The following is a 24,792-nucleotide window of genomic DNA, read 5'->3' on the forward strand; positions in this document are numbered from 1 at the left end:
AGGACGGGCTCACGCATCAGGGGTCACACCGAGGCGACGGATCAGGCCACCCCAGCGCTCCACATCCGCCGCGGCCTGGCGAGCGAATTCGGCCGGCGTGGAGGCCACGATGTCGAAGCCCACGCGCTCCAGCGTCTCGCGCGTCGCCTCGTCGCGCAGCGCGGCGCCCGCCTCGAAGGAGAGGCGGTTGACCAGCGGCGGCGCCGCCGTGCCCGGCGCGACCAGGCCGATCCAGCCGTAGCTTTCGAGGCCCGCGACGCCCGCCTCGGCGAGCGTCGGCACCTCCGGCGCCTGCCGGCTGCGGGCATGTGCCGTCGTGACCAGCGGCCGCGCCGTGCCTTCCCTCACCTGCGCCAGGATCGCTGCCGCGCTCAGCATGATCGTTTGGATGCGCCCGGCGACGAGATCGATCACCGCCTGCGGGAAGCCGCGATAGGGCACGTGGACGAGGTCCATCGCGAAGCGCGCCTTCAGCTCCTCCATCGAGAGGTGGCCGAGCGATCCGGCCCCGACCGAGCCGAAGGAAAGCCGGCCGGGGTTGGCCCGCGCATACGACACGAACTCGGCGAGCGTCCGCGCCGGGACCGCGGGATGCACGACGAGCAGTTGCGGCGCCTGCACGAGGTTGGAGACGAAGGCGATGTCGCGCATCGGATCGTAGCCGAGGTCGCGGAACATCGCCGGCGCGGTGGCCAGCGGGCCGAGGATCGAGACGCCAATGGTGTGACCGTCCGTCGCGCGCGCGATCACCTGGGTGCCGAGGTTGCCGCTCGCGCCGACGCGGTTCTCGATGACGAAGCTCTGGCCGAAGGCCGAGCGGAAACGTTCCGTCAGCGCCCGGGCCGCGATGTCGGGCGTCGAGCCCGCGGGGAACGGCACGATGAAGCGCACGGGACGCGAGAAGCCGACCTCCTGCGCCGGCGCGATGCGCGGCAGCGCAAGGCCGCCCAGCCCGAGGAGCAGCCTGCGCCGCCTAAAGGATCGCGCCCTGCCGCCGCAATTCGCGCCTGATATCGGCTGCATCCTTCGTCCTCCCTGAAAGCGCCGCGGCCACGCCCGCGGCCTGGCCTGTCGCGAAGGCCGTTCCCATCACCTGCAGCGAGCCGTAGGCGCCGGACTCCGCGCCGACGAGCCGCCCGGCGACCCAGAGGTTGGACACGCCGCGTGCGCGCAACGCGTCGAGCGGCACGTCGAAATGGCCATCGCCGCCGATCAGCGCGTAGCGCGCGCGCCCGATGGCCTCATGCACCTCCATCGGCCAGCCCGCCCGCGCGATGCCGTCCTGCGGGCGCAGCCGGCCGGCCGCCGCGTCGGCGTCGGCGACGGTCTCCTCGGTCGCGGCACGACCGCTCTCGCGCAGCCCGACCTGCGGCCCGCTGCCGAGCAGGAAGACGCCGGACCAGGCCGGCCCGCCGACGTGCCGCAAGGCAGCGACGAAAGCCGCGGCGAGCTCGCGCCCCAGCATCTCCGCCGCGGTCAGGTCCTCTGTCGCCAGGTCCACGCCAAGCCACCAGACCTCGTCGCGGTCGAACAGCCGGTGGCAGAAGCCGCCATTGGCGCGCAGCGCGCCAGCTGGACCGCGCGGCGCATCCGCTGCGGCGACGGCCGCGCGCATCAGCTCGCGCCCGATGGGCGCGTCGCGCGGGACGCCGCCGATCCGGATGGGGAGGGAGCCAGGCTGCGCGCCGCGATGCGGGTCGAGCAGCGCGCCGGCGCCGCGGGCCACCGCACCATCGCCGCTGGCATCGACGAAGGCCCGCGCGGCGATCCGGCGCGGGCCGTCCGGCGTCGCGATGGTCACCGCCACCAGGACGTCGCCGTCGCGCTCGACCTCGGTGACGAAACCATGCAGGCGAACCGAGGCGCCGGCGGCGCGCACCACGCGGTCCAGCGCGAGCTTCAGCGCCTCCGGATCGAGCGCGACCACCCAGTTGCCGGTGGAGGATCGGCGCGGCGCTGTCGGCTGGTCCAGCGCGCGCAGGGCTGCCAGCACCTCCTCCGCTGCGCCGGCCACCGCGGGCCGCGGGCGATCGCCCGCAACGTAGAGCCCGCAATAGGTGAGCACGCCGGCTGCCGTCGCCGCGCCGCCGAGGAAGCCGTAGCGCTCCACCAGCAGCGTGCGCGCGCCGCAGCGCGCGGCCCCTATCGCCGCCGCGACACCGGCGGAGCCGCCGCCCGCCACGATCACGTCGAAGTCGGGCGTCACGACAGCTCCGGGAAAAGGAAGCCCGCGAGCAGCGGCAGCTGGTGCTCCATGACGAGGCGGCCGGGGAAGACCTGCAGCCCATGCGCGGCGGCTGCGCGCAGCAGCCTGGTCTCGGCCGGCTTCATCACGACCTCCGCCACGGCCGCTCCGGGCGCCAGCGCTGCGGGGTCGAAGGGCAGGGGATCGTCCTCGGCCATGCCGAGCGGGGTCGCGTTCACCGCAAGGTCGCAGCCCGAGGCGTCCGGCGCGTCCACCGCGCGCGCCTGCGGCACGCGTTCCGCCAGCGCGGCTGCGCGCGCGGGATCGCGGTCGTGAATCGCAATCTCCGCGGCGCCGGCATCGGCCAGCGCGACGGCGATCGCCGCGCCGACGCCGCCGGCGCCGACCAGCAGCACGCGTCGGCCCGCGGGATCGAAGCCGCCCGCGCGGAGGCCGGCACCGAACCCTTGGCCGTCCACCATGTCGGCCTCCCACCCGTGGTCCGTCCGGCGCAGCACGTTCGCCGCCCCGATCCGCATCTCGCGCGGCGTGCCCCGCGCCGCGGCGAGGGCCGCCGGCTTGTGCGGGATCGTCACCACGAGCCCGGCGAGCGAGGGCGAGCGCGCGATCCCGGCCAGGAACGGCGCGAGGTCGTCCGGTGCGACTTCGAAGGGCACGACCATCGCATCCACGCCGCGTCCGCGCAGATGCGCGGTCAGTGCATGCGGCGCCTGCACCTGCGCGACGGGATGGCCGATGATGCCGACGACGCGCGTCGTGCCGGACGGCAGATCGGACAGGGGCGCTGCCATCACGCTGCCTCGGCCAGCCAGGCGCGGAAGGCCGCGCCGGCGCGTATCGCGCGCTCGCGCGGCGACAGGCCGGCATCCAACGAACGCGGCACCTCGAGGCTCAGCGGCGTACCGGGCGGAAGCGCGCGCAGCAGCGCGCGGAGCGGCAGCGCGCCTTCACCGGGATAGCGGCGCTCGCCGATCGCCTCGGCGCGCAGCTCCGCGAAGGGCGGCGCTTCCGCCGGCGCGTCGCAGATCTGCGCATGCGCGACCAGCCCGGGCGGCACCGCGGCGAGCTCCGCCGGATCACCGCCGGAGCGTGCGAGATGCAGCGCGTCCACCACGACGCCGAGCCCCGCCGCGTGTGCCAGCGCGACCGCCGCCGCGAGGTCGCGCACCGTGGTGTAGGGCAGGAACTCCAGCATCACGCGGATGCCATGCGCGGCCGCGTCCTCTGTCAGGATCCCGAGCCTGTCGCGCACGCGGCCGGGCTCGGGGTCATCGATGTTGATGACGAGATGCCGCGCGCCGAGAAACGCGCCAGCCGCCAGCGCCGGGCGCAGCAGCCTGACGTCGGTGGCCGGCATCAGCCAGGCCGCCTCGATCTCCAGCACCGCAAGGCCCGCGCTGCGCAGCGCCGCGGCCGCCGCGCTCAATCCCGCCGCATCGGGTACGCGCAGCGCCTCGGGCAGGTAGCGTCGCGGCTCGACCAGGCGCAGCCCGACGGCTTCGAAACCGCCCGCGGCGGCGGCCTCGATCGCCTCGGCGGCCGCGGCATCGCCATAGGTCATGGGCGCGATCGCGATCATCTCAGGTGCTCCCGCAGGAAGGGCTGAACCTCGGCGAGCACCAGGTCGGGTGCCGTCTCCGCCATCAGGTGCCCGGCAGCGATCGGCGCGCCGGCGACCGGGGCTTCCGACCAGCGCCGCCAGATGTCGGCCGGCGTCTCGCCATCGCGCCAGCGCGCAGCTTCCCACAGCACCAGCATCGGGCAGCGCAAACGCCGCCCGGCGGCCTCGTCGGCCAGGTCGTCGGCCTCGTCCGTCGTCGCCGCGGCGCGGTAGTCCGCGACCATCGCGCGCCGCACCTCGGGCCGGCGGAAGGCGTTGCGATAGGCCTCGAAGGCGCGAGGATCGAGCCGCCCGGCCCCGCCCGCCATCCGGTCGAGGATCCAGTCCAGGATGAAGTCGGGATCGGCGGCGAGCATGCGCTCCGGCAACTCGCCGGGTTGCTGGAACAGGAACCAGTGCCAGGCGCCGGTCGCCATGCGCCGGTCCACGCGGCGCCACATCTCCACCGTCGGGATCACCGTGAGCGAGACGAAGGCCGCGACCCGCGCCGGCGCGTCGAGGGCGAGCCGGTAGCCGACCCGCGCGCCGCGGTCATGGGCGAGCACGCCGAAGCGCTCATGGCCGAGCAGGTCCATCAGCGCCAGCGCGTCCTCAGCCATGGCGCGCTTCGCGTAGGCACGATGCGCGCCGTCGGGCTCCGGCCCGTCGCTGCCGCCATAGCCCCGCAGGTCGGGCGCGATCACCGTGAAGTCGGCCGCGAGCCTCGGCGCGAGGCGATGCCAGGCGGCGTGGGTCTGCGGCCATCCGTGCAGCAGCAGAAGCGGCGGGCCGGCGCCGCCGGTCACGAAGTTCACCGCGAGCCCATTGGGCAGCGTCGCGCGGTGCAGTTCGAAACCGGCGAACAGTGCGTCCGTCATGGCGCGGCTTGACCATGTTCACACTTATGAACACACTTGCGCGCATGCCCCAGCCCGCCGGCGATGCCGTCAAGTCCGCCTTCCGTGTCCTCGACATCCTCGAGCTGCTCGCGGAGCGCCCGCTGCCGCTCAGCCACGCGCAGATCGGGTCGGCACTCGGCATTCCGAAGAGCAGCCTGACGGGCCTGCTGCGGACGCTCGCCGCGCGCGGCTATGTGGAGACCGAGGCGGGCGGGCATCGCCTCGGCCCGCGCGTGGGCGACCTGCTCGCCGGCGCGCGCCGCCGTGCCGGCGCGGCCGAGGCTGCGGGCCCGATCGTCGCGCGTCTCTCGGCCGAGGTGGGCGAATCCGCGGGCTTCAGCGTGCCGGAGGGCGATGGCGCTCGGCTCGTCGCGGCGACCAATGCGCGCCATCCGCTCGTCTTCGTCTTTCATGTCGGCACGCGGCTGCCGCTGTTCGCCACCTCCTCGGGCAAGGCGATCCTTGCGCACCTGCCCGAAGCCGAGCTCGCCGACTATCTCGCCCGCGAGACCTGGCAGCCGCTGACGCCGCGCACCGTCCGGTCGGAGAAGGCGCTGCGGAAGCAGCTGGCCGAGACCCGGCGCGACGGCCTCGCCCTCTCCTTCGAGGAACGCCATCCCGGCATCGTCGGCATCGCGGCGCCTGTCCTGGACGGCGAGGGCCGTCCGCTCGGCGCGGTCAACGTGGCGCTGCCGACCGCGCGCTTCGACGCGGCGGCGCGGACGCGCGTCGGCGCCGCGCTGCGGCGCGCGGCGGAGGCGCTGGCGCGCCGGCTGGTCGGGGCCGAGGTCGCTCACGCCGGCGGCTCGCCGCGGAAGAAGGCGAGCAGCGCCGCCGCGAGCTCCGCGGGGCGTTCCTCCGGCACGTAGTGGCCGCAATCGCGCGCGATCCAGCCGACTGGATCCTGCGCCACCTTCCGCATGGTATTCAGCGAGCCCTCGGCATAGCCATGATCGGCGCCGACCGCCATCACCGGGAGCGCCAGCTTCTCCGCGCCGAAGCGCAGATTGTCGTCCCGGTCCTGCGGGATCAGCGCCTCGTAGTGCGCGAACATGCCGCGCAGGCCGCCGGGCGCGGCGGCAGCCGCGGCATAGACCGCGATATCCTCCTCGCCGATCGCGGTCGGATCGAACACGCCGACCGTCTCGCGACGGATCATGTGACGGATGAAGAGATGCTCCCGCCCGCGCACGAGCGCCTCGGCGATGTCGCCGGCGCGGTTGAAGCCGAAATGCCAGCTGCCGCCGGCGGCGACGTCCATCCCACGCTCCTGCCCGAAGCCGGGCAGGCCGCCTTCGATGAAGACCAGGCCGTGCGTGCGCGTCGGCCATTGCGCCGCGAAGGGATAGGCGACCTGCGCGCCCATGTCGTGCCCGACCACCCAGGCGCGGGCGGCGCCAAGATGATCGAGCAGCGCGAGCAGGTCCGCCGCCACCGTCTTCTTGTCGTAGCCGCCGGCGGGCTTCGAGCTTGCGCCGAAGCCGCGAAGATCGGGCGCAATGCAGCGCATCCCGGCTGCGGCCAGGATCGGCATGACGCGCCGCCACGCGAACCAGGTCTGCGGCCAGCCATGCAGCAGCAGCACGGCCTCGCCATCCGCCGGACCGGCCTCCGCGACATGCAGCCGCACGCCGGTCGGCAGCTTCGCCGAGCTATGCGCGACGGCGTCGCGCGGTTGCCCGGGCCCGCTCACGCCGAACCCGCCGCGCCGAACGCCGCGTCAGCCGGATGGCCTGACGCCCCGGCGAGCCAGGCGGTGCCCCGCGCCCGCAGCCGATCGGTCGCAGCTCCCATCAGGCCGGGCATGTCGGTCTTCACGTCGTAGCCGAGCTGGGTCTGCAGATAGGCCAGGTGGCGGTAGCCGACGGGGAAGCGCCGCAGCGTCCCGGGGTCGAGGACGAGGCGCGCGGCCGGATCCACGGGGTCCATGCGGTCCTTCTCGAAGATCGGCTGCCGCAGCACGATCGCCCAGCGTCCGTCCCGCTTCGCGAGGCAGTCGCAGAAGCGTCCGGTGCAGACCACGTCAACCACGACGCCGTGCACCTCCGCGCGCTGGCTGATCGTCATCTTCGTCTGCGCGACCGCCCGATCGCCCGCGACATCCGCCGTGTGGCCCCCGAGGAAATGCAGGATCGAGACGCCCTTGCGCCAGGCGTCCTGGCTGGCTGCGACGAAGGCGTCGGCGGTGCCCTGCGTCCAGGTCGCCATCATCACCCCGTCGGCGTGCCAGCACGTGCGGAATCGCGACCACTCCCCGGCGTCGCGCCAGATCGCCCAGTCCTCCACCAACTGGCGGATGGCAAGCCGGTCCTCGAGCGTGGGATCAGTCACGGATACGTCCCTCCTGCGTGACCGGTTGGCGCGAAGCGCTCTCCAAGACGACCTCCGACATCTCGTGATCAGCGAAGTGAGTGTTCGCGTACATGAACACATCCGATATGCCGAACAAAACTGCGTTGCCGAGCAGCTCCTGTCAAGCGTTGAAGGCGCGGCGGTCCGACTGCGGCCGGACTGGCGTGACAACCGCATTCGACTAGCGCGCATCCGACGAGGCCAAGCATGCCGCCCTCGTCCGCCTTCTTCGCCTCTGCCGAAGAGAACGGGAAACGGGGCAAGTCGCGCCCGCGGGCGGCGTTGCAGGCCCGCCTTCGTATTGCAGGCACCAACGAAAGAGTTCGTTCGGCCGCGACGCGATCGGCTTCGGCTCTCGCGTTCGCCAGCAAGCAGCAGATCAAGTCGCGGCAGATCGGCCGTTCCGCTGCTCGGGGCAGCCCTCGCCTTCGAACACCGACCCGGCGCCGCGGCGGCGCTTCACCGCCTGCAGCACCCTCTGCTCGGCGGTGGCCGCCGTCAGCCCGCGACCGCGCGATCCACCACCTCGGCCAGCCGCTGCAGGCGCGGCACGGCGTCGGTCCTGAGTGCGGCCTCGATGTCGGGCTTGCCGATCACTGTGCGCCAGACCGCGCGCCCCGCAAGGAAGCCGGACGCGCCCTCCCCGCAGGCCCAGTCCACGGCCTGGGGGAAATCGTCCGGCTCGACGCCGGAGGACAGCACGACCCAGGGCCCCTGCACCGTGCGCGTGAGCTCCGCGCAGGCGCGGCGCACCTCGCTTTCGCTGCCCTTGCCGAACAGCGGCATCTCCGCCTTGTAGATGTCGGCGCCGAGCCCGCCGAGCTCGCGCGCCGCGGGCAGGATGCCGTCCGCGTGGTTCCAGGCGATGCCGTCGCGCCGCTTGCGCCCGACGGGCTCCACGATGCTGATCAGGCCGCCGGCGCGGCAGCGCGCGACGAAATCCTGGACCAGCGCGATGCGGGGTTCCGGCGGGTCGTCCGGCCGCCAGATCACCAGGAGCTTCAGCGCGACCGCGCCCTGCGCCTTCACCGTCGCGGGCACGACGAGGTCGTCGATGCTGGATTCCGAGACGAGCTCCCCGTTGCCGGGCAGCAGGACGTCGGCGGCGACGATCTTCGCGCAGCCAGGTGCCACCGCGCCTTCGGCGATGGCGCGATCCCAGGCGAGCTCGCGGTCCAGCAGCGCAGCAGAGGCGTGCGGCGTCAGCGCGCGCAACGCGGCCATCTTGAAGTCCGCCATCTGCCGGTCCGTGACCGGCGCCTGCTGGAACGCCGCCATCATGGCGCGGAGGCCCTCGCGCTGGTCCACCGCCAACATGGCAAAGGCGCCGGAAGGACGGGCGAGGGCGCGCAGATCGGCCTTCGGGGCGGTGCTCGTCATCGGGCTCTCCTGTTTGGAAGGCATCGCGGTCTCATGGCGACAGCACGGGCTTCAGCCGCTCGCCCCGCGCGAAGGCAGCGAACAGCGCTTCGAGGCCATCGACGGTTGCGGGGCGCAGTGAAGCCGGATTATGTTCGCTTCCGCAAGCCCGTTTTCGTTTTCGCAAACGTCACGAGGGGCAGGGGAGGGCAGCGATGGGGATGGAAAGCCGGCACGCCGCCATCCTCGACGCGCTGCGCCGGTGCGGCGGCTATGCCGGCGTAGAGGAGCTCGCGACCAGCCTTGCCGTGACGCCGCAGACCATCCGCCGCGACGTCTCGGACCTCGCGGAAAAGGGGCTGCTGCGGCGCCACCATGGCGGGGCGAGCCTGCCTTCCTCCATCGCCAACACGGATTACGCGCTGCGTCATGTCGAGAACAGCGCGGCCAAGCAGCGCATCGCGCGCGTCGCAGCGGCGCTGATCCCGGACGGGTCCTCCCTGTTCCTGACCCCCGGCACGACGGTGGAGGCGACCGCGGCCGCGCTGGCGGCGACGCATCGCGACCTGCTGGTCGTCACCAACAGCAGCGCCGCGGCACGCATCATCGGCGCCGCGCCGGGGATGAAGGTGCAGCTGCTCGGCGGCGCCTGGCAGCCGCGCAACGGCGCGCTGGCCGGCGCGACGGCGGCCGAGATGGCCGCGCGCTGGCGCTGCGATGCGCTCGTCACGGGCTGCGGCGCGGTCGGCGCCGACGGATGGCTGCTGGACTACCACGAGGACGAGGTTGCCGTGGCACGCGCGATGCTGGCCGGCGCCGGGCGGCTGGTGGTGGTGGCGGACGGCGCGAAGTTCCGCCGCGCCGCGCCCTGCCGCGTGGCGCGCCCGGGGCGCGGGGCGGTGGTGGTGACGGAGGCGGCGGTCCCACCGGCCACGCGCAAGGCACTTGGGGCGGCCGGGGCGGAGCTGGTGATCGCGCGAGAAGGAGGGAAGGCGTGATGGACCTCGGCCGCGCCGCGCTGCGCGCCTTGCCGACTGGGCTGGACGGCCCGTCCTTCGACCCCGGCGGCGTCACCGCCGGCATCGTCCATCTCGGTCCCGGCAACTTCCACCGCGCGCACATGGCGCGCTACGCGCACGACCTGATGGAGCGTCGCGCGGATACGCTGTCCTGGGGCATCCTCGGCGCGGGGCTGATGCCGCGGGACGGCAGCATCGTGGAGGCGTTGGCGCCGCAGGACGGGCTCTACACGCTGCTCGAACGCGGCGAGGGCGAGGCGAAGGCGACCGTCATCGGATCGCTCGCCGGGCTCATCTTCGCCGGCGAATCCTCGGTCGCACTGCTCGATGCGATGGACAGCCCCGCGATCCGCATCGTCAGCCTGACCGTGACGGAGAACGGCTATGGCGTGGACCGCGCGACGAAGCGGCTCGATCCCGGCAATCCTCTGATCCAGGCGGACCTCGCCGCGACGCGGGCGCCGCGTTCCGCGATCGGCGTGGTGACCGAGGCGCTGCGGCGCCGGCGCGACGCGAAGCGCGGCGCCTTCACCGTGATGTCCTGCGACAACCTGCAGCACAACGGCCAGGTGCTGCGCGATGCCGTGCTGGAATTCGCCGCGCTGCGCGATCCCGAACTCGCCCGCTGGATCGAGGCCGAGGCCACCTTCCCCGCCACGATGGTGGACCGCATCACGCCCGGCACCACCGATGCCGACCGCGACGAGGTGCAGGCGCGCTTCGGCCTGCGCGACCGCTGGCCCGTCCCCTGCGAGGGTTTCCGTCAATGGGTGATCGAGGACCGCTTCGCCGCCGGCCGCCCGGCCTGGGAGGAGGTCGGCGTGCAGCTCGTGCCCGATGTCGGCCCCTATGAACTCATGAAGCTCCGCCTCCTGAACGCCAGCCACCACGCCGTCGCAGGGCTCGGCCGGCTGCTGGGCCATGAATACGTGTCGGACTGCATGGCCGACCCCGATCTCGCGGGGCTCATGCGCGCGGTGATGGACCAGGAGACCGGCCCGACCGTGCCGCCCGTGCCGGGCGTGGACATCGAGGACTACAAGCGCACGCTGATCGCGCGCTTCGCCAACCCCGCGATCCGCGATACGCCAGGCCGCATCGTCGCGGACGGGTCGCCCAACATCATGCTCGATCCGCTGCGCGACCGGCTGCGGGCGGGCCAGCCGGTCGAGCTGCTGACGCTCGCCGTCGCGGCCTGGATGCGCTGCGCGAGCGGCGTGGACGAGAAGGGCGAGCCGATCGCGCTGCGCCATTCCCTCGCGCCGCTCATCCGGGAACGGGCGCGGCAGGGCGGACCGGACCCCGGGCCGCTGCTGACAGTGGATGCGGTGTTCGGCGACCTCGGCCGACAGCCCGCCTTCGTCGGGCCGGTCGGCCGCTGGCTGCGGTCGCTGCACGAGGTCGGCGCCCGCGGCACGCTGGCCCTGGCGCGGGCACGGTGGCAGCGCTGAACGGCCAGTCAGCCCGCCGGGGCGCCCGTCAGTAGGATTTCGGCAGGCCGAGCGCCTTCTCCGCGACGAAGGACAGGATCATCTGCTCCGTCACCGGCGCGATGCGGCAGAGCAGCACCTCGCGCAGCAGGCGTTCGACCTGGAATTCCTTCGCATAGCCCATGCCGCCATGCGTCAGCACGGCCTGCAGGCAGGCCTGGTGGCCGGCCCGCGCGCCGAGGAACTTGGCGCCGTTCGCCTCCGTCGCGCAGGGCTCGCCGCGGTCGTAGAGGTCCGCCGCGCGCTCCGCCATCAGCAGCGCGGCCTCCAGGTTCAGCCAGCATTCCGCCAGCGGATGCTGGATGCCCTGGTTCCGGCCGATCGCGCGGCCGAAGACGACGCGCTCCTTCGCATAGGCCGCGGCGCGGGTCAGCGCGTCCTGCCCGATGCCGATCGCCTCCACCGCGACCAGGATGCGTTCGGGGTTCAACCCGTCCAGCAGGCAGCGGAAGCCCGCGCCCTCGGCGCCGATGCGATGCGCGTCGGGGATGAAGAGGTCGTCGATGAAGACGGCGTTGGAATCAACCGCTGCCCGGCCGTGCTTCGGGATGCGGCGGACCTCGATCCGGCTGCGGTCGAGGTCGGTGTAGAACAGCGTCATGCCCTCGGTCGGCCGGCGGCATTCCGCCTTGGGCGTGCTGCGCGTCAGCAGCAGGATCCTGTTGGCGACCTGGGCGGTGCTGGTCCAGATCTTCCGCCCCGTGACACGGTAGCCCCCCGGCACCTTGCGCGCGACGGTCGTGATGGAGGTGGTGTCGAGGCCCGCATCGGGCTCCGTCACGCCGAAGCAGACCTGGTCCTCTCCCGCGATCAGCCGCGGCACCCAGGCCGCGCGCTGTTCGTCCGTGCCGTGCACCAGCACGGGGTGGAAGCCGAAGATGTTCATGTGGATCGAGGAGGCCGCGGCCATCCCGCCGCCATGCGAGGCGACGGTGTGCATCACGATCGCGGCTTCCTTGATCCCGAGTCCGGCGCCGCCATGCCTCTCTGGCGCCGTCAGGCCGAACCAGCCATCGGCGGCCATCGCCTGGTTGAACTCGGTCGGGAAGCGTTCCGCGCGCTCGCACTCCGACCAGTACTCGTCGCCGAAGCGGCGGCAGAGCGCGGCGACGCCGTCCCGGATCGCGCGCTGTTCCGGCGTCAGGCCGAACATGGTGGGGCCGCCGCGCCGGCGGGCACGCCGCTGCGCGGTCCCTTCGATGATCCCGCCATCAGGCCGTCATGCTGCGAGCCCCGGCCACCGCCGGGACGCGTCAGGGCAGCTGGCGGGAGGTTCGGACGCTGTCCCAGCGCTGGCGGGCGTCGGCCCGGTCGCGGCGCTTGCGGTCCACGTCGAGGAGCAGCTGGCCCAGCATGCCCACCGCGATCAGCAGCACGACCATGGGCGCCCAGCCAGGCTGGGACAGGGCCAGCCAGAACAGTGCCCAACCCATGCCGAGCATGGCGGTCAGGCCGATCAGGAAGCGGGTCAGCTTCAAAGGGACCTCCCCGGATTAACGGACCGGCAAGATATGCCGCCGGCATGGCCATGGGCAAGCGCGACCGATCCGGCCGCCGCGCTACCCAGCCTGGCCGCCCGGGCCTAGACTCGGGGCATGAGAGCCATCCCGGCCGGCGGCGTGGATGCCGATGTCCATATCCCGCCGCCCTCGAGCCGAGCGCTGCTGCCCTATCTTGACGCGCATTGGCGCGAGCAGGCGGTGCTGCGCGGCCTGGACCGGCTGGACTTCACGCTTTCCTCGGCGCGGCCCCGCCTGCCGGTGGCGGCCCGGCCCGAGACGCGGGCGGACCCGTCGCTGGACGCGCTGCGGGCGCAGGTGCTGGACCCCCTGCGGCTCCGCTGCGCCATCGCCCATGCCCTGCATGGCGCGATCGCCCTGCACACCGAGGACATGGCCGCCGCCTTCTGCCGCGCCGTGAACGACTGGGTTGCGGCGGAATGGCTGGACCGGGAGACGCGGCTGCGCGCCTCCATCCTGGTGCCGATGCAGAACGTGGAACTCGCGGTCGCCGAGATCGAACGTTGCGCCACCGATCCCCGATTCGTGCAGGTGCTGGTCCCGGCGATGGGAGACATGCCGCTGGGCCGGCGGGCCTATTGGCCGGTCTGGGCGGCGGCGGAGAAGCACGGGCTGCCGCTGGCGATCCATGGCGGCAGCCTGTTCCGCCATGCCCCGGGCGCGACGGGTTGGCCGTCCTTCCATGTCGAGGATCTGGTGCTGCAGGCCCAGGCCTTTGACGCGCAGCTCGCCAGCCTGGTGTCGGAGGGCGTGTTCCAGGCCTGCCCGGGGCTGAAGGTCGTGCTGCTGGAGTCCGGGATCACCTGGCTGCCGACCTTCCTGTGGCGGATGGACAAGATCTGGCGCGGGCTGCGCGCCGAGGTGCCCTGGGTGAAGGAGGCACCGAGCACGATCATCCGAAGGCAGGTGCGGGTGTCGTTGCAACCGGTGGACGCGCCAGACGCGACGATGCTGTCCCGCACGCTGGATCACATCGCGGCGCCGGAGATGCTGGTCTTCTCCTCGGATTGGCCGCATTGGCATGACGACCGACCGGGGCCGGTGCCTGACGGCATCGACGACGCGCTGCTGCGCCGGATGCTGATCGACAACCCCGCCGAGACCTGGCCCCGCCTGAGGGAGACCGTGGCATGAGCGTCGCCGTGCAGGACCGCGATGCGGCAAGCGTTGCGACGACGGGCATCGTGGATTGCGACATCCACCCGAACCTGGTGTCGGAGGCGCAGCTTTTTCCCTGGATGCCTGCGCGCTGGGTGGAGCATGCGAAGGCCTTCGGCCAGAACAACCGCCAGGGCCTTGCGGCGACGCTGCAGCATCCCCGCTTCCAGCCCGCGGTGTCGCGCGCCGACGCCTGGCCGCCGAATGGCGGCCCGCCGGGGTCGGACCTGGATTTCCTGCGCCGCCACCACCTGGACGCGCATGGCATCGCGCATGGGCTGCTGATGCTCCTGCGGCCCACCGGCTGCGACGAGCGCAACCTCGATTTCGCTGCCGCGATCTGCGCCGCGGCGAACGACTGGCAGCGCGAGGCCTGGGTCGGGCCGGAGCCGCGCCTGCATGGCGGCATCATGGTCCCGCAGGAAGACCCGGACGCCGCCGTGCGCGAGATCGACCGCTGCGCCGCGCTCGGCGGCTTCGCGCAGGTGATCTTCCCGCCCAAGGCGCTGGAGCCGACGGGCCGCCGCCGCTACTGGCCGATCCTCGAAGCCGCGGCACATCACGGCTATCCCATCGGCCTGCATGTCGGCGGGGTGCCGGGGCATCCCTCCACCGGCGCGGGCATGCCGACCTACTACCTGCAGGAGCACCACGCGAACATGGCCAACATGCAGGCCGTGGTGACCAGCCTGGTGTTCGAAGGCGTGTTCGAGCGCATCCCCGATTTGAAGGTCGTCCTCATCGAGGGCGGCTTCACCTGGTCGCCGGCGCTGTGCTGGCGGATGGACCGCGCCTGGTCACGGATGCGCGGCGAGGTGCCGCATCTGAAGCGCCCGCCGTCGGAGTATGTGCGGGAACACATCTTCTACACGACGCAGCCGATCGAGGAGCCAGAGGATCCCGCCGACCTCATCGAGATCATCGGCTGGATCGGGCATGAGCGGATCATGTTCTCGACGGATTACCCGCACTGGGATTTCGACGACCCGCGCTTCGCCTTCCGCGCGCCGCTGACCGATGAGCAGCGCGCGGCGATCTTCGGGGGGAATGCGCGGAAGCTGTACAAGCTTTCCTAGCCCGGCGGGCGCGCGCCGTAGGTCCGCGCGATCACGGCCAGCCGCTCATGCAGGCTGCGCAGGTCGCGCGTGAAGCTCTCCGGGGTGGACGGGCGCGGGATCATGCCGAACTCGCGGAAGCGCGCGGTGATGGCGGGCTCCGCGATGATCTCGTTGATTGCCTGGGACAGCCGCGTCCGGAGCGCGTCGGGCATGCCCTTCCAGCCGAAGATCCCGGGAAAGCCCTCGACCTCGAGGTCGGGGAAGCCGGCCTGCGCGACGGTTGGGATATCGGCCGCGGCGGGCGACCGCACGGCGTTGGTCACCGCCAGCACGCGCAGCTTGCCCTGCGCGACGAAGGGCAGGAGGTTCGTCGTCAGCGGCATCACCGCCATCTCGACGCGGCCTTCCGCCGTGTCGGTCGAGCCCTGCGTCGTCGTGCGGTAGTTCACGAAGGTCATGTCCAGCCCGTCGCGGCGCAGCTGGGCGTTGGTCAGCAGATAGGTTGCGCCCGGCGCCGAGCACCAGCTGAACCTGCCGGGATTGGCGCGGACGTGCTGGAACAGCTCGGCCATCGTCGTTGCGGGGAAGCGGGTGTTGACGGCATAGGCCAGGAAATCCGTGCAGATCGGTCCGATCGGCACCAGGTCCGTCCAGGTGTCGTAGGTCAGGTTGTCGAACAGCAGCGGCGTCGTGGTGATGGTGCCGGTGTTGGTGAAGTAGAGCGCCGTGCCCGCCGGCGACTGCACGAAGGCCTGGGCGGAGAGCACGCCCTCCGCTCCTGGCCGTGCATCCACCGGGAAGGGCTTGCCGAAGCGCGCGGCCAGCGCCTCCGCGATCACGCGGACCATCACGTCGGTGGAGCCGCCCGGCGCACCCGCCGAGACGATGCGGATGGCCTGGTCGGGCCAGGCGGGCTGCGCCCGCGCGCCCTGTCCCAGCAGAAGCAGCGGCGCCGCCAGCGCCGTGCGGCGCGGCATGTCCCAGGTCCTGGCCATCGTCGTTCCTCCGGCCCACAGGTCAGCGCAGGACGCTCCGGCGCGCAACGGGGCAGGGGCCTCTCCCGACGCGCCGGCCGGCGGGGTAGCGTGGCGCGGCACTCCCGGGGGAACGACTGGATGACGCGGCCCGTCCGCATCGCCGTGGATATCGGCGGCACCTTCACCGACCTGCAGATCCTGGACGCCCGGCAGGGTCGCGTCGTCGCATGGAAGACGCCGACGACGCCGGCTGACCCGTCGGAGGGCCTGCTGGAGGGCGTGCGCCAGGCCGCCGCGCGCTTCGGCTTCGCGCTGGCCGATGTCGGCCTGCTGCTGCACGGCACGACCATCGCGACCAACGCGGTGCTGGAACGCAAGCTCGCCCGCGGCGCGCTGCTGACCACGGCGGGCTTCGAGGATGTGCTGGAGATCACCCGCCATGTACGCCGCGACATCTACGGGCTCGCGCCCGATCCCTTTCCCTGTCTGATCCCGCGCGACCTGCGGTTCGGCGTGACGGAGCGGCTGCGCGCCGATGGCAGCGTGGAGACGCCGCTGGGTGACCTCGAGCCCGTGCTGGATCGTCTGCGCGCCGCCGCGCCGGAGGCGATCGCGATCGGCCTGCTGCACGCCTACGCCAATCCCGCGCATGAGCAGGCGCTGCGCGACGCCGTCGCGGCCGCGCTGCCCGGCGTGCCGGTGAGCCTGTCGTCGGATATCAGCCCCGAGATCCGGGAATACGAGCGGCTGTCCACCACCGTGCTGAACGCGCTGCTGGTGCCGGTAGTGCGGCGGTATCTGGAGAAGCTGGAAGCCCGCCTCGGCGAGGGCGGCTTCGCGCCGCGCATCTTCCTCGTGCAGTCCAATGGCGGCATGTGCAGCCTGGCGCGTGCGGCGGAACAGCCGGCGCGGCTGCTGCTGTCGGGCCCCTCGGGCGGCGCGCTGGCGGCGGAGCGGCTGTCGCGGCGCCTCGCGCGAGAGAACCTCGTCGCGGTGGACATGGGCGGGACGAGCTTCGACGTCTCCGTCGTGCAGGGCCATCGCGTCGGGCTCGTCACCCAGGGCGAGGTGGACCGGCTGCCCGTCCGCCTGCCAATGGTGGAGATGCGCACCATCGGCGCCGGTGGCGGTTCGATCGCATCGGTGGACGCGGCGGGGCGGCTGACGGCGGGCCCGCGCAGCGCGGGGGCGCGTCCCGGGCCCGTCTGCTACGGCCGCGGCGGCGTCGAGCCGACAGTCACCGATGCCAACGCCGTCCTCGGCCGCTTCGATCCGGATTTCTTCCTGGGCGGCGCGATGAAGCTGGAGCTGGACGGCGCGCGGGAAGCGATGGCGACGCGCATCGGCAACCCGCTCGGCCTCTCCGCCGAGCAGGCCGCCGAGGGCGTGCTGCGCGTGACCAACGCCGCGCTCGCCGCCGCCGTCCGGCTCTCGCTGTTCGAGAAGGGGCTCGATCCCCGCGACTTCGCGCTGCTGTCCTTCGGCGGCGCCGGCGGGCTGCATGCCTGCGACGTTGCGGACGAGCTCGGCATCACCGAGGTCGTCTTTCCGCGCGAGCCCGGCACGCTGTCGGCCTATGGCATCCTGTTCTCCGACCTCGTGCAGGATCTCGCGCGGTCGCGGCTGATGCCGGTGGACCCGGCGCATGAAGGCGCCATCGCCGCCGAGGCCGCGGCGTTGCGCGAGGCCGGCTTCGCACGGCTGGCGGAGGATGGCGTGCCGGAAGCGGATCGCGCGGTCGGACTCGCCGTCGACCTGCGTTATCGCGGCCAGGCCTTCGAGCTGCTGATCCCCTGGCCGGAGGCGCCGGCGATCGAGCCGCTGCTCGCACGTTTCCACGCCACGCACCGGGCGCGCTTTTCCTATGCCGCCGAGGGCGAGCCCGTCGAATTCGTCACGCTGCGGGCTTCCGCGATCGGCCGTCTGGCGAAGCCCGAGGAAGCCGCGCCGACACCGCCAGTGGAACCCGGCAGGCCCGCCGCGCGCCGCGCCTGGCAGGATGGCGCGGTCAGCGACTGGCCGGTCTGGCACCGCGACAGGCTGGGGCCGCACGATCGCGTCGAAGGCCCCGCCATCATCGAGGAAGCCTTCGCCACCCACGTCATCGCGCGCGGCTGGACCGCCGCGCTGCACCCCGAAGGCGCCATCGTCGCACGGAGGACCGCCTGATGCTGGGGCCCATCGAGATCGAAGTCATCCGCAACGCGCTGACCGCCGCTGCGGCTGAGATGGACGTCACGATCTGGCGCACCAGCCGCAGCACCATCGTGCGGGAACTGCTGGACTACTCGACCGCCGTCTTCGACGCCGAGGGATCGAACCTCGCGCAATCCGCGCGCATCCCGAGCCACCTCAATTCCATGACCCATGCGCTGCGCGCGCTGCTGGCCGACCATGTGAAGCCCGACACCTGGAACGAGGGCGACGTCGTCATCTTCAACGACCCCTATTGCGGCGGCCAGCACCTGCCCGACATCCTGGCCTTCCGCCCCGTGTTCCACGACGGAATCCGCATCGCCTTCGTCGGCACGCTCTGCCACCACATCGACGTCGGCGGGCTCGCGGCCGGCAGCTATGCCGCCAAGGCGACCGAGATCTTCCAGGAAGGGCTGCGCATCCCGCCGGTGAAGCTGTTCGACCGCGGAATCCGCAACGACGCGGTCTGGGCGATGATCCGGCAGAACGTCCGTAAGCCCGACCTGCTGCTGGGCGACCTGTCGTCGCAGCTCGCCAGCCTGGAAGTAGGTGCCGCGGCCATCACGCGGCTCGCGCGGCGCTTCGGCGCGGCGGCGGTGATCGAGGCGGGACAGCGCATTCTTGACATGAGCGAGGCTGGCATGCGCGCCGCGATCGCGCGCATGCCCGACGGCACCTACGAGTTCGAGGACTTTCTCGACGACGACGGCATCGATATCGGCAAGCCGATCCGTCTGCATGTCCGGCTGACCATCGAGGGCGACACCGCGATGGTTGATCTCTCGGGCTGCTCGCCGCAGGTGGCGGGCCCGACCAACGCGACGCTCGCCAGCACCAATGCCGCGGTGATGTTCGCGCTGATGTGCTGCGCCGATCCGTCGCTGCACATGTCGGCGGGCTGCTACCGTCCAATCAGCGTCGTGGCGCCCGAGGGGCTGGTGGTGAATGCGCGCCATCCCGCGCCGGTCGCGCATCGCATCGCCGCGACGCACCGGCTGCTGAATGCCATGATGGGCGCGCTGCACCAGGCCGTGCCGGACCTCATCCCCGCCGCCTATTACGGCAACAGCTACGTCACGACCTTCCAGACCGTGGCCGAGACCGGCGCGCGCGAGGTGCTGGTGGAGATCGAGATCGGTGGGTCGGGCGCGCATCCCGCGAAGGACGGCGTCAACGCCTTTGCCTCCGGCATGCACAACAACGCGAACATCCCCGTCGAGATGATCGAGGCGCAGCTGCCGCTGACGGTCCTGCGCTATGGCCTGCGGCAGGGCAGCGGCGGCGCGGGGCGCTTCCGCGGCGGACTTGGCCTGGTCCGCGAGTGGCGCGTGGACAGCGCGCGCTGCTTCTTCACCGCCAACATGGACCGCTTCGACCACGCGCCCTATGGGCTGGCCGGCGGCGGCGCGGCGGCGAAGGGCGCGCTGCTGCTGCGCCGCGCGGGGGCGGAGACACCGATCCCGCCCAAGACCGACAATCTGCCCCTGGTGCAGGGCGATGTCGTGCGGCTCGAGACCTCGGGCGGCGGCGGCTTCGGCGATCCCGCGGCGCGCGACCACGAGGCCGCGGCACGCGACGCTCGGTTGGGCTACGTCTAGAACCCTCTCCACCCGCAGGGGGGAGAGGGCTTTCAAGGGCGCGCGCTGGACCGTCGGGGATCATCCGACCATGCTCGCTCCGACAACGGGGAGGAGATAAGCGATGCGCCTCGCTTTCCTGGCGCTGGCGGGTGCCGTTGCGCTCGCCGGCGCGGCCTCGGCGCAGACGCCGGAAGCCGCCTGCGCCGCACTGGCCGGGCGCGCCATCGCGGCCGAGGACATCGGCCTGCCGACCGGCGGCGCCACCGTCGCCACCGCCACCTTCACCGCGCCGGCCGGCCCGTCGCGCGACGCGACGGGCTTCCCGGTCTCCGCCCAGCCCGCGCATTGCCGCCTGCTCGGCAGCATCGCGCCGGTGGATCCGCAGGCGCCGCCGATCCGTTTCCAGCTCAACCTGCCGATCGCGGCCGAGTGGAACGGCAAGGCGCTGCAATATGGCGGCGGCGGCTTCAACGGCGTGCTTATCACCGGCCTCGCGCCGCTGCGCGATTCGCTGCCCGGCGCGCCGACGCCGCTGACGCAGGGCTACGCGACCTACGGCACGGATTCCGGCCACCAGAACGAAGCCCTGCCGGAGATCCAGGCCTTCGCGCTGAACGACGAAGCGCTGACCAACTTCGCCTACGCGTCCTACAAGAAGGTGCGCGACGTCGCGATGTTGCTGGTCGCCGCGCATTACGGCCGCGCGCCGGCGCGCACCTACTTCTTCGGGGGATCCGAGGGCGGGCGCGAAGGCCTCGTCGTCGCGCAGCGCTTCCCGCAGGACTATGACGGCGTGGTCAGCGCCGTGCCGGTGATCAACTGGGTAGGGCTCATGCTCGCCTTCGTCGAGCGCGGCGGCGTGGCGCAGGCCGATGGCGGCTGGCTCGATGCGCAGCGCGTCGCCGTGCTGCGGCGTGGCGTCATCGCGGCCTGCGACGGCATGGACGGGCTCGCCGACGGGGTCGTCAGCGATGTCGAGGGCTGCGCCCGCCGCTTCGGCCCCGATGCGCCGCGCTGCCCCGATGGCCGCGAGGGCGCGGAGTGCCTGTCGGACCGGCAGCTCGCGGCGGTGCGGAGCGTGCGCTCTGCCTTCCGGCTGCCTTTCGCGCAGATCAACGGCCTCGACGCCTACCCGCCCTATCTCTACGGCGGCGAGGACCAGCCCGATGGCATGGTCGCCTGGACCTTCGGGCCGGAGGCGCCGCGCTTCCCGATGCCTGCGCCGGAGCGGCAGAGCCGGCTCTGGTGGTACGGCAACGGCATGGTCCGCTACTTCGTCGCGCGCGATCCGGCCTTCGATCCACTGCGCTTCGATGCGTCACGTTTCGCCGCGCGGCTCGCAGAGCTCTCGCGGCTGATGGACACGACGAACCCCGACCTCTCGGCCTTCGCCGCGCGGGGCGGGCGGCTGATCCTGAAGGAGAACCTGGCGGACTACGCGCAGAGCCCCATGGCGGGCATCGAATACTTCCGCTCCGTCGTCGCGCGCCTGGGCCAGGACAACGTCGACCGCTTCATGCGGCTCTACACCGTGCCCGGCGCGAACCATGGCGGCCGCGTCTTCAGCGGCCTGGACGGTGCCGCGATGCCGAGCCATGTGGACCTGCTCGCCCTGCTCGACGCCTGGGCGGAGCGCGGCACGGCGCCGCCCGACGCGCCCACGCTCACTGGCCATGCGGCCGAGGCGCCCTTCGCCGCCACGGCCTCGCGCCCGATGTGCCGCTGGCCGGCCTGGCCGCGTCACGACGGCACCGGCGATCCGCGGCGCGCGGAGAGCTTCGCCTGCATCACGCGATAGACCGGGAGAAAACGATCATGCACCGATTCACGCTGCCCCGCCGCGCGGCGCTGCTTGGCGCGCTCGCCGCCCCCTTCGCCGCCCGCGCCCAGGCACCGAGGACGATCGAGCTCATCACCTTTCCCGGCGGCTTCAACTGGCCGATCTGGGTCGGCATGGAGAAGCGCGCCTTCGAACGCCACGGCGTGCGCATCAACCTGACGCCCACGCCCAATTCCGTCTTCCAGCTCACCAACCTCATTGGCGGCCGCTTCGACATGGCGGTCACCGCCATCGACAACGTCATCGCCTATGTCGAGGGCCAGGGCGAGGCGCCGGCCGCCGACGCCGCCGACCTTGTCGTCGTGATGGGCGGCGACAACGGCTTCCTGCGCCTGGTCACCGTGCCGGAGGTGACGAGCTTCGCCGACCTCCGCGGCAAGGAGCTTTCCGTGGATGCGCTGACGACCGGCTACGCCTTCGTGTTGCGCAAGCTGGTGGAGGTCGGCGGGCTGCGCCAGGACGAGGTCAGCTACGTTCGCGCCGGCGGCGTGCTGCAGCGCTACCAGGCGCTGCTCGAGAAGCGGCACGCCGGCACGCTGCTGATCTCGCCTTTCGAGGTGCAGGCCGAGGCGCAGGGCTTCCGGGTGCTGGCCGATGCCGCGCGCGCGCTCGGCGCCTATCAGGGCCTGGTGGGTGCCACGCGGCGAAGCTGGGCGGCGCAGAACCGCGACGCCGTGATCGGCTACATTCGCGGCACGGTGGACGCGCTCGGCTGGCTGTACGATCCCGCCAACAGGGCCGAGGCGCTGGCGATCCTCCGCCGCAACGTGCCCACCATGAACGAGGCGGTGGCCGAGGCGTCGTATCGCGTGCTGCTCGACCCCACCGGCGGCTTCGAGCGGCGCGCCGCGCTCGACATCCCGGGCATCCGGACGGTGCTGCAGGTGCGCAACCAGTTCGGGCCGCCCGCGACGAACCTGACGGATCCCATGAAGTACCTGGACCTCAGCTTCTATCGCGCAGCGCTGCCGGCATAGCCGTCTCGCGCCAGGGCTCCTCGGGCCAGGCGTGCTTCGGGTATCGCCCGCGCATGTCCTTGCGCGCATCGAGCCAGCCGCCGCGCCAGAAGCCCTGCAGGTCGCCGGTGACGGCAATGGGCCTGCCGGCCGGCGAGAGCAGCGCGACCTGCAACGGCACCCGGCCTTCCGCCAGCGCCGGCAGCGCGTCCAGGCCGAACAGGTGCTGCGCGCGCGCTTCTAGCGTCGGCACCTCGCGGTCGTAGTCCACCGCGGCGCTGCGCCGGCCCGGCAGCTCGATACGCGCGGGCAGCGCGGCGTCGAGGCGGCGCTGGCGGTCGTAGGATACCAGGCTGCGCAGGATGGTCGCGACATCCAGCGCCTTCGCCTCGGCCAGCTTCGTGCGGCCGTGCAGATGGGGCGCGAGCCAGTCCTGCACGCTCGCGGCCAGCGCGTCGTCCGACATGTTCGGCCATTCCTCGCCCTCGACGCCGCGCATCCAGCGCAGCCGCGCGCGCGTCTGCTTCGCGGCCTCGGTCCAGTCGAGGTCGCGGAAGCCCCGCTCCGCGATCGCTGTCGCCAGTGCGGCGGCGACCACGGCGGGATCGGGCGAGGGCAGCACCTGCTCCTCCAGCACCAGCGGGCCGAACATCCGCCGCCGCCGCGCCAGGACCGCGCCGGCGCGCGCGTCGAAGGCGGCCCCTTCCTCCCAGCGCAGGCGATCGGGGAAGCGGCGTTCCAGCACGGCGAGGTCCAGCGGCGCGGCCATTCGGATGCGCGCCTCGGTGCCCGCGAGTTCCAGGTCCGCGACCGCCAGCAGCGGCGTCTTGGCCAGCCGGTCATTCGCCGCGAGCCGCGCGCCCTGCCCCGACGCGAGCCGGAACGCGCCGTCCATCGTGCCGCGCTTCGCCGCGATCCGGTCGGGGAAGCCAGCGGCGAGCAACGGTCCGGCCTCGCCGCCCGGCAGCGCGGTGCCGTGCAGGCGGAGCCGCCGGCGGTGCAGCGCCGCGGCGCGGCGGATGCGGTGGATCGTGGCACGGTCGGCGTTCGGGTGGTCGGCGCCGTGCAGCAATTCGAGCCGCGCATTAATGTCGGAAGGCGCTTCGCGATCGCGGATGGGATCGCGTTCCTCCAGCAGTGCGGCGAGGTCGGCGGCGAGCGCCTTCTCGCGCTCGTCCTCGGCTGCCAGCAGCAGCCGCGCGAGCCGGGGATGCGTGCCCATCCGCGCCATGGCGCGGCCCATCGGCGTGACGCGCTCCGCCGCGTCCAGCGCGTCGAGCTCGCGCAGCAGCGCGCGCCCCGCGGCGAGTGCGCCGACGGGCGGCGGGTCGAGGAACGCCAGGTCCCCCGGCGCCGCGCCCCAGGCCGCCAGATCCAGCGCGAGGCCCGACAATTCGGCCTCCAGGATCTCCGGCCGGTCGGCCGGCGGCAGGCCGCGATGCAGCGCCTCGGTCCAAAGGCGGATCGCGACGCCCGGCGCGGTACGGCCGGCGCGGCCGGCGCGCTGCTCGGCCGCGGCCTTGCTGATGCGCACGGTGACCAGCCGCGTGAGGCCCGACGCGGGATCGAGCCGCGGTGCGCGACGCCAGCCGCCATCCACCACGATGCGCACACCGGGGACAGTCAGCGAGGTTTCGGCGATCGACGTCGCCAGCACGACCTTGCGGTTCGCCGAGGGGTTCAGCGCGCGGTCCTGCTCGGCCGGCGGCAGCTCGCCATGCAACGGGATCACCTCGGCGGCGATGCCGGACAGCCGCTCGGCGGTGCGGCGGATCTCGCCCCAGCCCGGCAGGAAGGCCAGCAGGTCGCCGGGATGCTTGACGAGAGCCGCGCGGATCGCCTGCGCCATTGCCTCCGGCAGGTCGCGGGCCTCCTTCAGGTCACGCTCGCGGTGCTCGATCGCCACGGGAAAGGCGCGGCCGAGCGATTCCACCACGGGACAGTCGCCCAGCACCGCGGCGAAGCGCGCCACGTCCAGCGTCGCCGACATCGCGAGCAGGCGCAGCTCCGGCCGCAGCGCGCGCTGCAGGTCCAGGCACAGCGCCAGCGCGAGGTCGGTGTCGAGATTGCGCTCATGCGCCTCGTCGAACAGCACCGCCGAGACGCCGTCCAGGCCCGGGTCGGACTGCAGGCGGCGGACCAGCAGCCCCTCGGTGATCACCTCGACCCGCGTGCGGTCCGACACCGCGCGATCGAGCCGCGTGGCGAGCCCGATCGTGCCGCCGGGCTGCGCCTCGGCCAACAGTTCCGCCATGCGGCGGGCCGCGGCGCGGGCGGCGACGCGGCGGGGCTCCAGCACCAGGATGCGCCCCGTCGCCCAGGGCTCCCGCATCAGCGCGAGCGGCGCGAGCGTCGTCTTGCCCGCGCCGGGCGGGGCGACGAGCACGGCGTTGGATCCGTCTCGGAGCGCCGCGGCCAGGCGGGGCAGCGCCTCCGTGATCGGCAGGTCGGGCAGGTCGGCCATGGCGGCCGGGCATAGACCGGATCGCGCGCCATCGCGAACCCCGCGCCCGGCGCCTGCTGGGCGTCACACTTCCTCACGGCTGACCCGCGCGGTTTGGGGTTGCCGAACGCGCCTTGCC

At 72.9% G+C, this 24,792-nt stretch carries 21 protein-coding genes; 9 read left to right on the forward strand and 12 right to left on the reverse strand.

All coding sequences use genetic code 11. The features are described from left to right. Nucleotides 1-9 precede the first annotated feature (9 nt). Genes ACLF3M_RS14795 through ACLF3M_RS14815 form a run of 5 tightly spaced genes read right to left on the reverse strand, consistent with a single transcriptional unit; the run spans nucleotide 10 to nucleotide 4,684 of the window. Complete coding sequence (locus ACLF3M_RS14795; protein ID WP_430657710.1) at nucleotides 10-1,023, reverse strand: Bug family tripartite tricarboxylate transporter substrate binding protein; 1,014 nt, start codon at nucleotides 1,021-1,023, stop codon at nucleotides 10-12. Then, nucleotides 974-2,206 (reverse strand): FAD-dependent oxidoreductase, encoded by a 1,233-nt coding sequence (locus tag ACLF3M_RS14800; RefSeq protein ID WP_430657711.1) that lies wholly within the window; start codon nucleotides 2,204-2,206, stop codon nucleotides 974-976. Before ACLF3M_RS14800 ends, ACLF3M_RS14795 begins: the two co-directional genes overlap by 50 nt. After that, nucleotides 2,203-2,997 carry a shikimate dehydrogenase family protein gene (locus ACLF3M_RS14805; RefSeq protein WP_430657712.1) on the reverse strand — a complete coding sequence of 265 codons (795 nt, stop codon included), beginning with the start codon at nucleotides 2,995-2,997 and terminating at the stop codon, nucleotides 2,203-2,205. Before ACLF3M_RS14805 ends, ACLF3M_RS14800 begins: the two co-directional genes overlap by 4 nt. Beyond that, entirely contained in the window at nucleotides 2,997-3,785 is a 789-nt protein-coding gene (locus ACLF3M_RS14810; protein ID WP_430657713.1) for a TIM barrel protein, read from the reverse strand. Before ACLF3M_RS14810 ends, ACLF3M_RS14805 begins: the two co-directional genes overlap by 1 nt. Next, complete coding sequence (locus tag ACLF3M_RS14815; RefSeq protein ID WP_430657714.1) at nucleotides 3,782-4,684, reverse strand: alpha/beta fold hydrolase; 903 nt, start codon at nucleotides 4,682-4,684, stop codon at nucleotides 3,782-3,784. The genes ACLF3M_RS14810 and ACLF3M_RS14815 overlap by 4 nt, the downstream gene beginning before the upstream one ends. Before the next feature lie 44 nt (nucleotides 4,685-4,728). Here ACLF3M_RS14815 and ACLF3M_RS14820 point away from each other — a divergent pair, with 44 nt between their 5' ends. Beyond that, nucleotides 4,729-5,574, forward strand: coding sequence for an IclR family transcriptional regulator (locus tag ACLF3M_RS14820; protein ID WP_430657715.1), 846 nt, complete (start codon nucleotides 4,729-4,731; stop codon nucleotides 5,572-5,574). On the opposite strand, the gene ACLF3M_RS14825 is transcribed toward ACLF3M_RS14820, so the two are convergent. The 3 genes from ACLF3M_RS14825 to ACLF3M_RS14835 all read right to left on the reverse strand — a co-directional run bounded on the left by ACLF3M_RS14825 (nucleotide 5,499) and on the right by ACLF3M_RS14835 (nucleotide 8,437). After that, nucleotides 5,499-6,398 carry an alpha/beta fold hydrolase gene (locus ACLF3M_RS14825; RefSeq protein WP_430657716.1) on the reverse strand — a complete coding sequence of 300 codons (900 nt, stop codon included), beginning with the start codon at nucleotides 6,396-6,398 and terminating at the stop codon, nucleotides 5,499-5,501. The genes ACLF3M_RS14820 and ACLF3M_RS14825 overlap by 76 nt on opposite strands. Beyond that, the gene (locus ACLF3M_RS14830) at nucleotides 6,395-7,036 is read right to left on the reverse strand and encodes a nuclear transport factor 2 family protein (protein ID WP_430657717.1); all 642 of its coding nucleotides are present in this window, start codon (nucleotides 7,034-7,036) and stop codon (nucleotides 6,395-6,397) included. The genes ACLF3M_RS14825 and ACLF3M_RS14830 overlap by 4 nt, the downstream gene beginning before the upstream one ends. A 519-nt stretch (nucleotides 7,037-7,555) precedes the next feature. Then, nucleotides 7,556-8,437 (reverse strand): aldolase, encoded by an 882-nt coding sequence (locus ACLF3M_RS14835; RefSeq protein ID WP_430657718.1) that lies wholly within the window; start codon nucleotides 8,435-8,437, stop codon nucleotides 7,556-7,558. A 194-nt stretch (nucleotides 8,438-8,631) separates the two neighbouring features. Between ACLF3M_RS14835 and ACLF3M_RS14840 the strand changes: the two genes are divergently transcribed. After that, nucleotides 8,632-9,414: a DeoR/GlpR family DNA-binding transcription regulator gene (locus ACLF3M_RS14840; RefSeq protein ID WP_430657719.1), complete on the forward strand. Its 783-nt coding sequence runs from the start codon at nucleotides 8,632-8,634 to the stop codon at nucleotides 9,412-9,414. Next, a complete protein-coding gene (locus ACLF3M_RS14845; protein WP_430657720.1) occupies nucleotides 9,414-10,886 on the forward strand; it encodes a mannitol dehydrogenase family protein in 1,473 nt (490 codons plus the stop codon). Before ACLF3M_RS14840 ends, ACLF3M_RS14845 begins: the two co-directional genes overlap by 1 nt. A 28-nt stretch (nucleotides 10,887-10,914) precedes the next feature. Here the strand turns inward: ACLF3M_RS14845 and ACLF3M_RS14850 are convergent, their stop codons facing one another. Both ACLF3M_RS14850 and ACLF3M_RS14855 read right to left on the reverse strand, forming a co-directional pair. Next, the gene (locus ACLF3M_RS14850) at nucleotides 10,915-12,078 is read right to left on the reverse strand and encodes an acyl-CoA dehydrogenase family protein (RefSeq protein ID WP_430657721.1); all 1,164 of its coding nucleotides are present in this window, start codon (nucleotides 12,076-12,078) and stop codon (nucleotides 10,915-10,917) included. A 100-nt stretch (nucleotides 12,079-12,178) separates the two neighbouring features. Continuing rightward, nucleotides 12,179-12,403, reverse strand: coding sequence for a hypothetical protein (locus tag ACLF3M_RS14855; RefSeq protein WP_430657722.1), 225 nt, complete (start codon nucleotides 12,401-12,403; stop codon nucleotides 12,179-12,181). A gap of 117 nt (nucleotides 12,404-12,520) precedes the next feature. On the opposite strand from ACLF3M_RS14855, the gene ACLF3M_RS14860 reads away from it, so the two are divergent. Both ACLF3M_RS14860 and ACLF3M_RS14865 read left to right on the forward strand, forming a co-directional pair. After that, nucleotides 12,521-13,579 (forward strand): amidohydrolase family protein, encoded by a 1,059-nt coding sequence (locus ACLF3M_RS14860; protein WP_430657723.1) that lies wholly within the window; start codon nucleotides 12,521-12,523, stop codon nucleotides 13,577-13,579. Next, entirely contained in the window at nucleotides 13,576-14,679 is a 1,104-nt protein-coding gene (locus ACLF3M_RS14865; RefSeq protein WP_430657724.1) for an amidohydrolase family protein, read from the forward strand. The genes ACLF3M_RS14860 and ACLF3M_RS14865 overlap by 4 nt, the downstream gene beginning before the upstream one ends. Here ACLF3M_RS14865 and ACLF3M_RS14870 read toward each other — a convergent pair. After that, the gene (locus tag ACLF3M_RS14870; RefSeq protein WP_430657725.1) at nucleotides 14,676-15,656 is read right to left on the reverse strand and encodes a Bug family tripartite tricarboxylate transporter substrate binding protein; all 981 of its coding nucleotides are present in this window, start codon (nucleotides 15,654-15,656) and stop codon (nucleotides 14,676-14,678) included. The genes ACLF3M_RS14865 and ACLF3M_RS14870 overlap by 4 nt on opposite strands. Nucleotides 15,657-15,776: 120 nt before the next feature. Between ACLF3M_RS14870 and ACLF3M_RS14875 the strand changes: the two genes are divergently transcribed. The 4 genes from ACLF3M_RS14875 to ACLF3M_RS14890 all read left to right on the forward strand — a co-directional run bounded on the left by ACLF3M_RS14875 (nucleotide 15,777) and on the right by ACLF3M_RS14890 (nucleotide 22,231). Next, nucleotides 15,777-17,807, forward strand: a complete 2,031-nt coding sequence (locus ACLF3M_RS14875; protein ID WP_430657726.1) for a hydantoinase/oxoprolinase family protein — start codon at nucleotides 15,777-15,779, stop codon at nucleotides 17,805-17,807. Beyond that, nucleotides 17,807-19,432 (forward strand): hydantoinase B/oxoprolinase family protein, encoded by a 1,626-nt coding sequence (locus ACLF3M_RS14880; protein WP_430657727.1) that lies wholly within the window; start codon nucleotides 17,807-17,809, stop codon nucleotides 19,430-19,432. Before ACLF3M_RS14875 ends, ACLF3M_RS14880 begins: the two co-directional genes overlap by 1 nt. Before the next feature lie 103 nt (nucleotides 19,433-19,535). Beyond that, a complete protein-coding gene (locus tag ACLF3M_RS14885) occupies nucleotides 19,536-21,212 on the forward strand; it encodes a tannase/feruloyl esterase family alpha/beta hydrolase (protein ID WP_430657728.1) in 1,677 nt (558 codons plus the stop codon). Between the two features lie 17 nt (nucleotides 21,213-21,229). Continuing rightward, on the forward strand, nucleotides 21,230-22,231 hold the full coding sequence (locus tag ACLF3M_RS14890; protein WP_430657729.1) for an ABC transporter substrate-binding protein: 1,002 nt from the start codon (nucleotides 21,230-21,232) through the stop codon (nucleotides 22,229-22,231). Here ACLF3M_RS14890 and hrpB read toward each other — a convergent pair. Next, complete coding sequence (hrpB, locus tag ACLF3M_RS14895; RefSeq protein WP_430657730.1) at nucleotides 22,200-24,674, reverse strand: ATP-dependent helicase HrpB; 2,475 nt, start codon at nucleotides 24,672-24,674, stop codon at nucleotides 22,200-22,202. The genes ACLF3M_RS14890 and hrpB overlap by 32 nt on opposite strands. Nucleotides 24,675-24,792: the final 118 nt, after the last annotated feature.

This window comes from Falsiroseomonas sp. HW251 (assembly GCF_050563545.1).
Lineage (GTDB): Bacteria > Pseudomonadota > Alphaproteobacteria > Acetobacterales > Acetobacteraceae > Falsiroseomonas.

What these genes read in the sequence shown, in the direction of transcription:
- ACLF3M_RS14850 (WP_430657721.1), bottom strand. Translation starts at nt 12,078, where the DNA reads ATGTTCGGCCTGACGCCGGAACAGCGCGCGATCCGGGACGGCGTCGCC.
- hrpB (WP_430657730.1), bottom strand. Translation starts at nt 24,674, where the DNA reads ATGGCCGACCTGCCCGACCTGCCGATCACGGAGGCGCTGCCCCGCCTG.
- ACLF3M_RS14805 (WP_430657712.1), bottom strand. Translation starts at nt 2,997, where the DNA reads ATGGCAGCGCCCCTGTCCGATCTGCCGTCCGGCACGACGCGCGTCGTC.
- ACLF3M_RS14890 (WP_430657729.1), top strand. Translation starts at nt 21,230, where the DNA reads ATGCACCGATTCACGCTGCCCCGCCGCGCGGCGCTGCTTGGCGCGCTC.
- ACLF3M_RS14880 (WP_430657727.1), top strand. Translation starts at nt 17,807, where the DNA reads ATGCTGGGGCCCATCGAGATCGAAGTCATCCGCAACGCGCTGACCGCC.
- ACLF3M_RS14820 (WP_430657715.1), top strand. Translation starts at nt 4,729, where the DNA reads ATGCCCCAGCCCGCCGGCGATGCCGTCAAGTCCGCCTTCCGTGTCCTC.
- ACLF3M_RS14860 (WP_430657723.1), top strand. Translation starts at nt 12,521, where the DNA reads ATGAGAGCCATCCCGGCCGGCGGCGTGGATGCCGATGTCCATATCCCG.
- ACLF3M_RS14845 (WP_430657720.1), top strand. Translation starts at nt 9,414, where the DNA reads ATGGACCTCGGCCGCGCCGCGCTGCGCGCCTTGCCGACTGGGCTGGAC.
- ACLF3M_RS14815 (WP_430657714.1), bottom strand. Translation starts at nt 4,684, where the DNA reads ATGACGGACGCACTGTTCGCCGGTTTCGAACTGCACCGCGCGACGCTG.
- ACLF3M_RS14865 (WP_430657724.1), top strand. Translation starts at nt 13,576, where the DNA reads ATGAGCGTCGCCGTGCAGGACCGCGATGCGGCAAGCGTTGCGACGACG.
- ACLF3M_RS14795 (WP_430657710.1), bottom strand. Translation starts at nt 1,023, where the DNA reads ATGCAGCCGATATCAGGCGCGAATTGCGGCGGCAGGGCGCGATCCTTT.
- ACLF3M_RS14875 (WP_430657726.1), top strand. Translation starts at nt 15,777, where the DNA reads ATGACGCGGCCCGTCCGCATCGCCGTGGATATCGGCGGCACCTTCACC.
- ACLF3M_RS14810 (WP_430657713.1), bottom strand. Translation starts at nt 3,785, where the DNA reads ATGATCGCGATCGCGCCCATGACCTATGGCGATGCCGCGGCCGCCGAG.
- ACLF3M_RS14835 (WP_430657718.1), bottom strand. Translation starts at nt 8,437, where the DNA reads ATGACGAGCACCGCCCCGAAGGCCGATCTGCGCGCCCTCGCCCGTCCT.
- ACLF3M_RS14870 (WP_430657725.1), bottom strand. Translation starts at nt 15,656, where the DNA reads ATGGCCAGGACCTGGGACATGCCGCGCCGCACGGCGCTGGCGGCGCCG.
- ACLF3M_RS14840 (WP_430657719.1), top strand. Translation starts at nt 8,632, where the DNA reads ATGGGGATGGAAAGCCGGCACGCCGCCATCCTCGACGCGCTGCGCCGG.
- ACLF3M_RS14885 (WP_430657728.1), top strand. Translation starts at nt 19,536, where the DNA reads ATGCGCCTCGCTTTCCTGGCGCTGGCGGGTGCCGTTGCGCTCGCCGGC.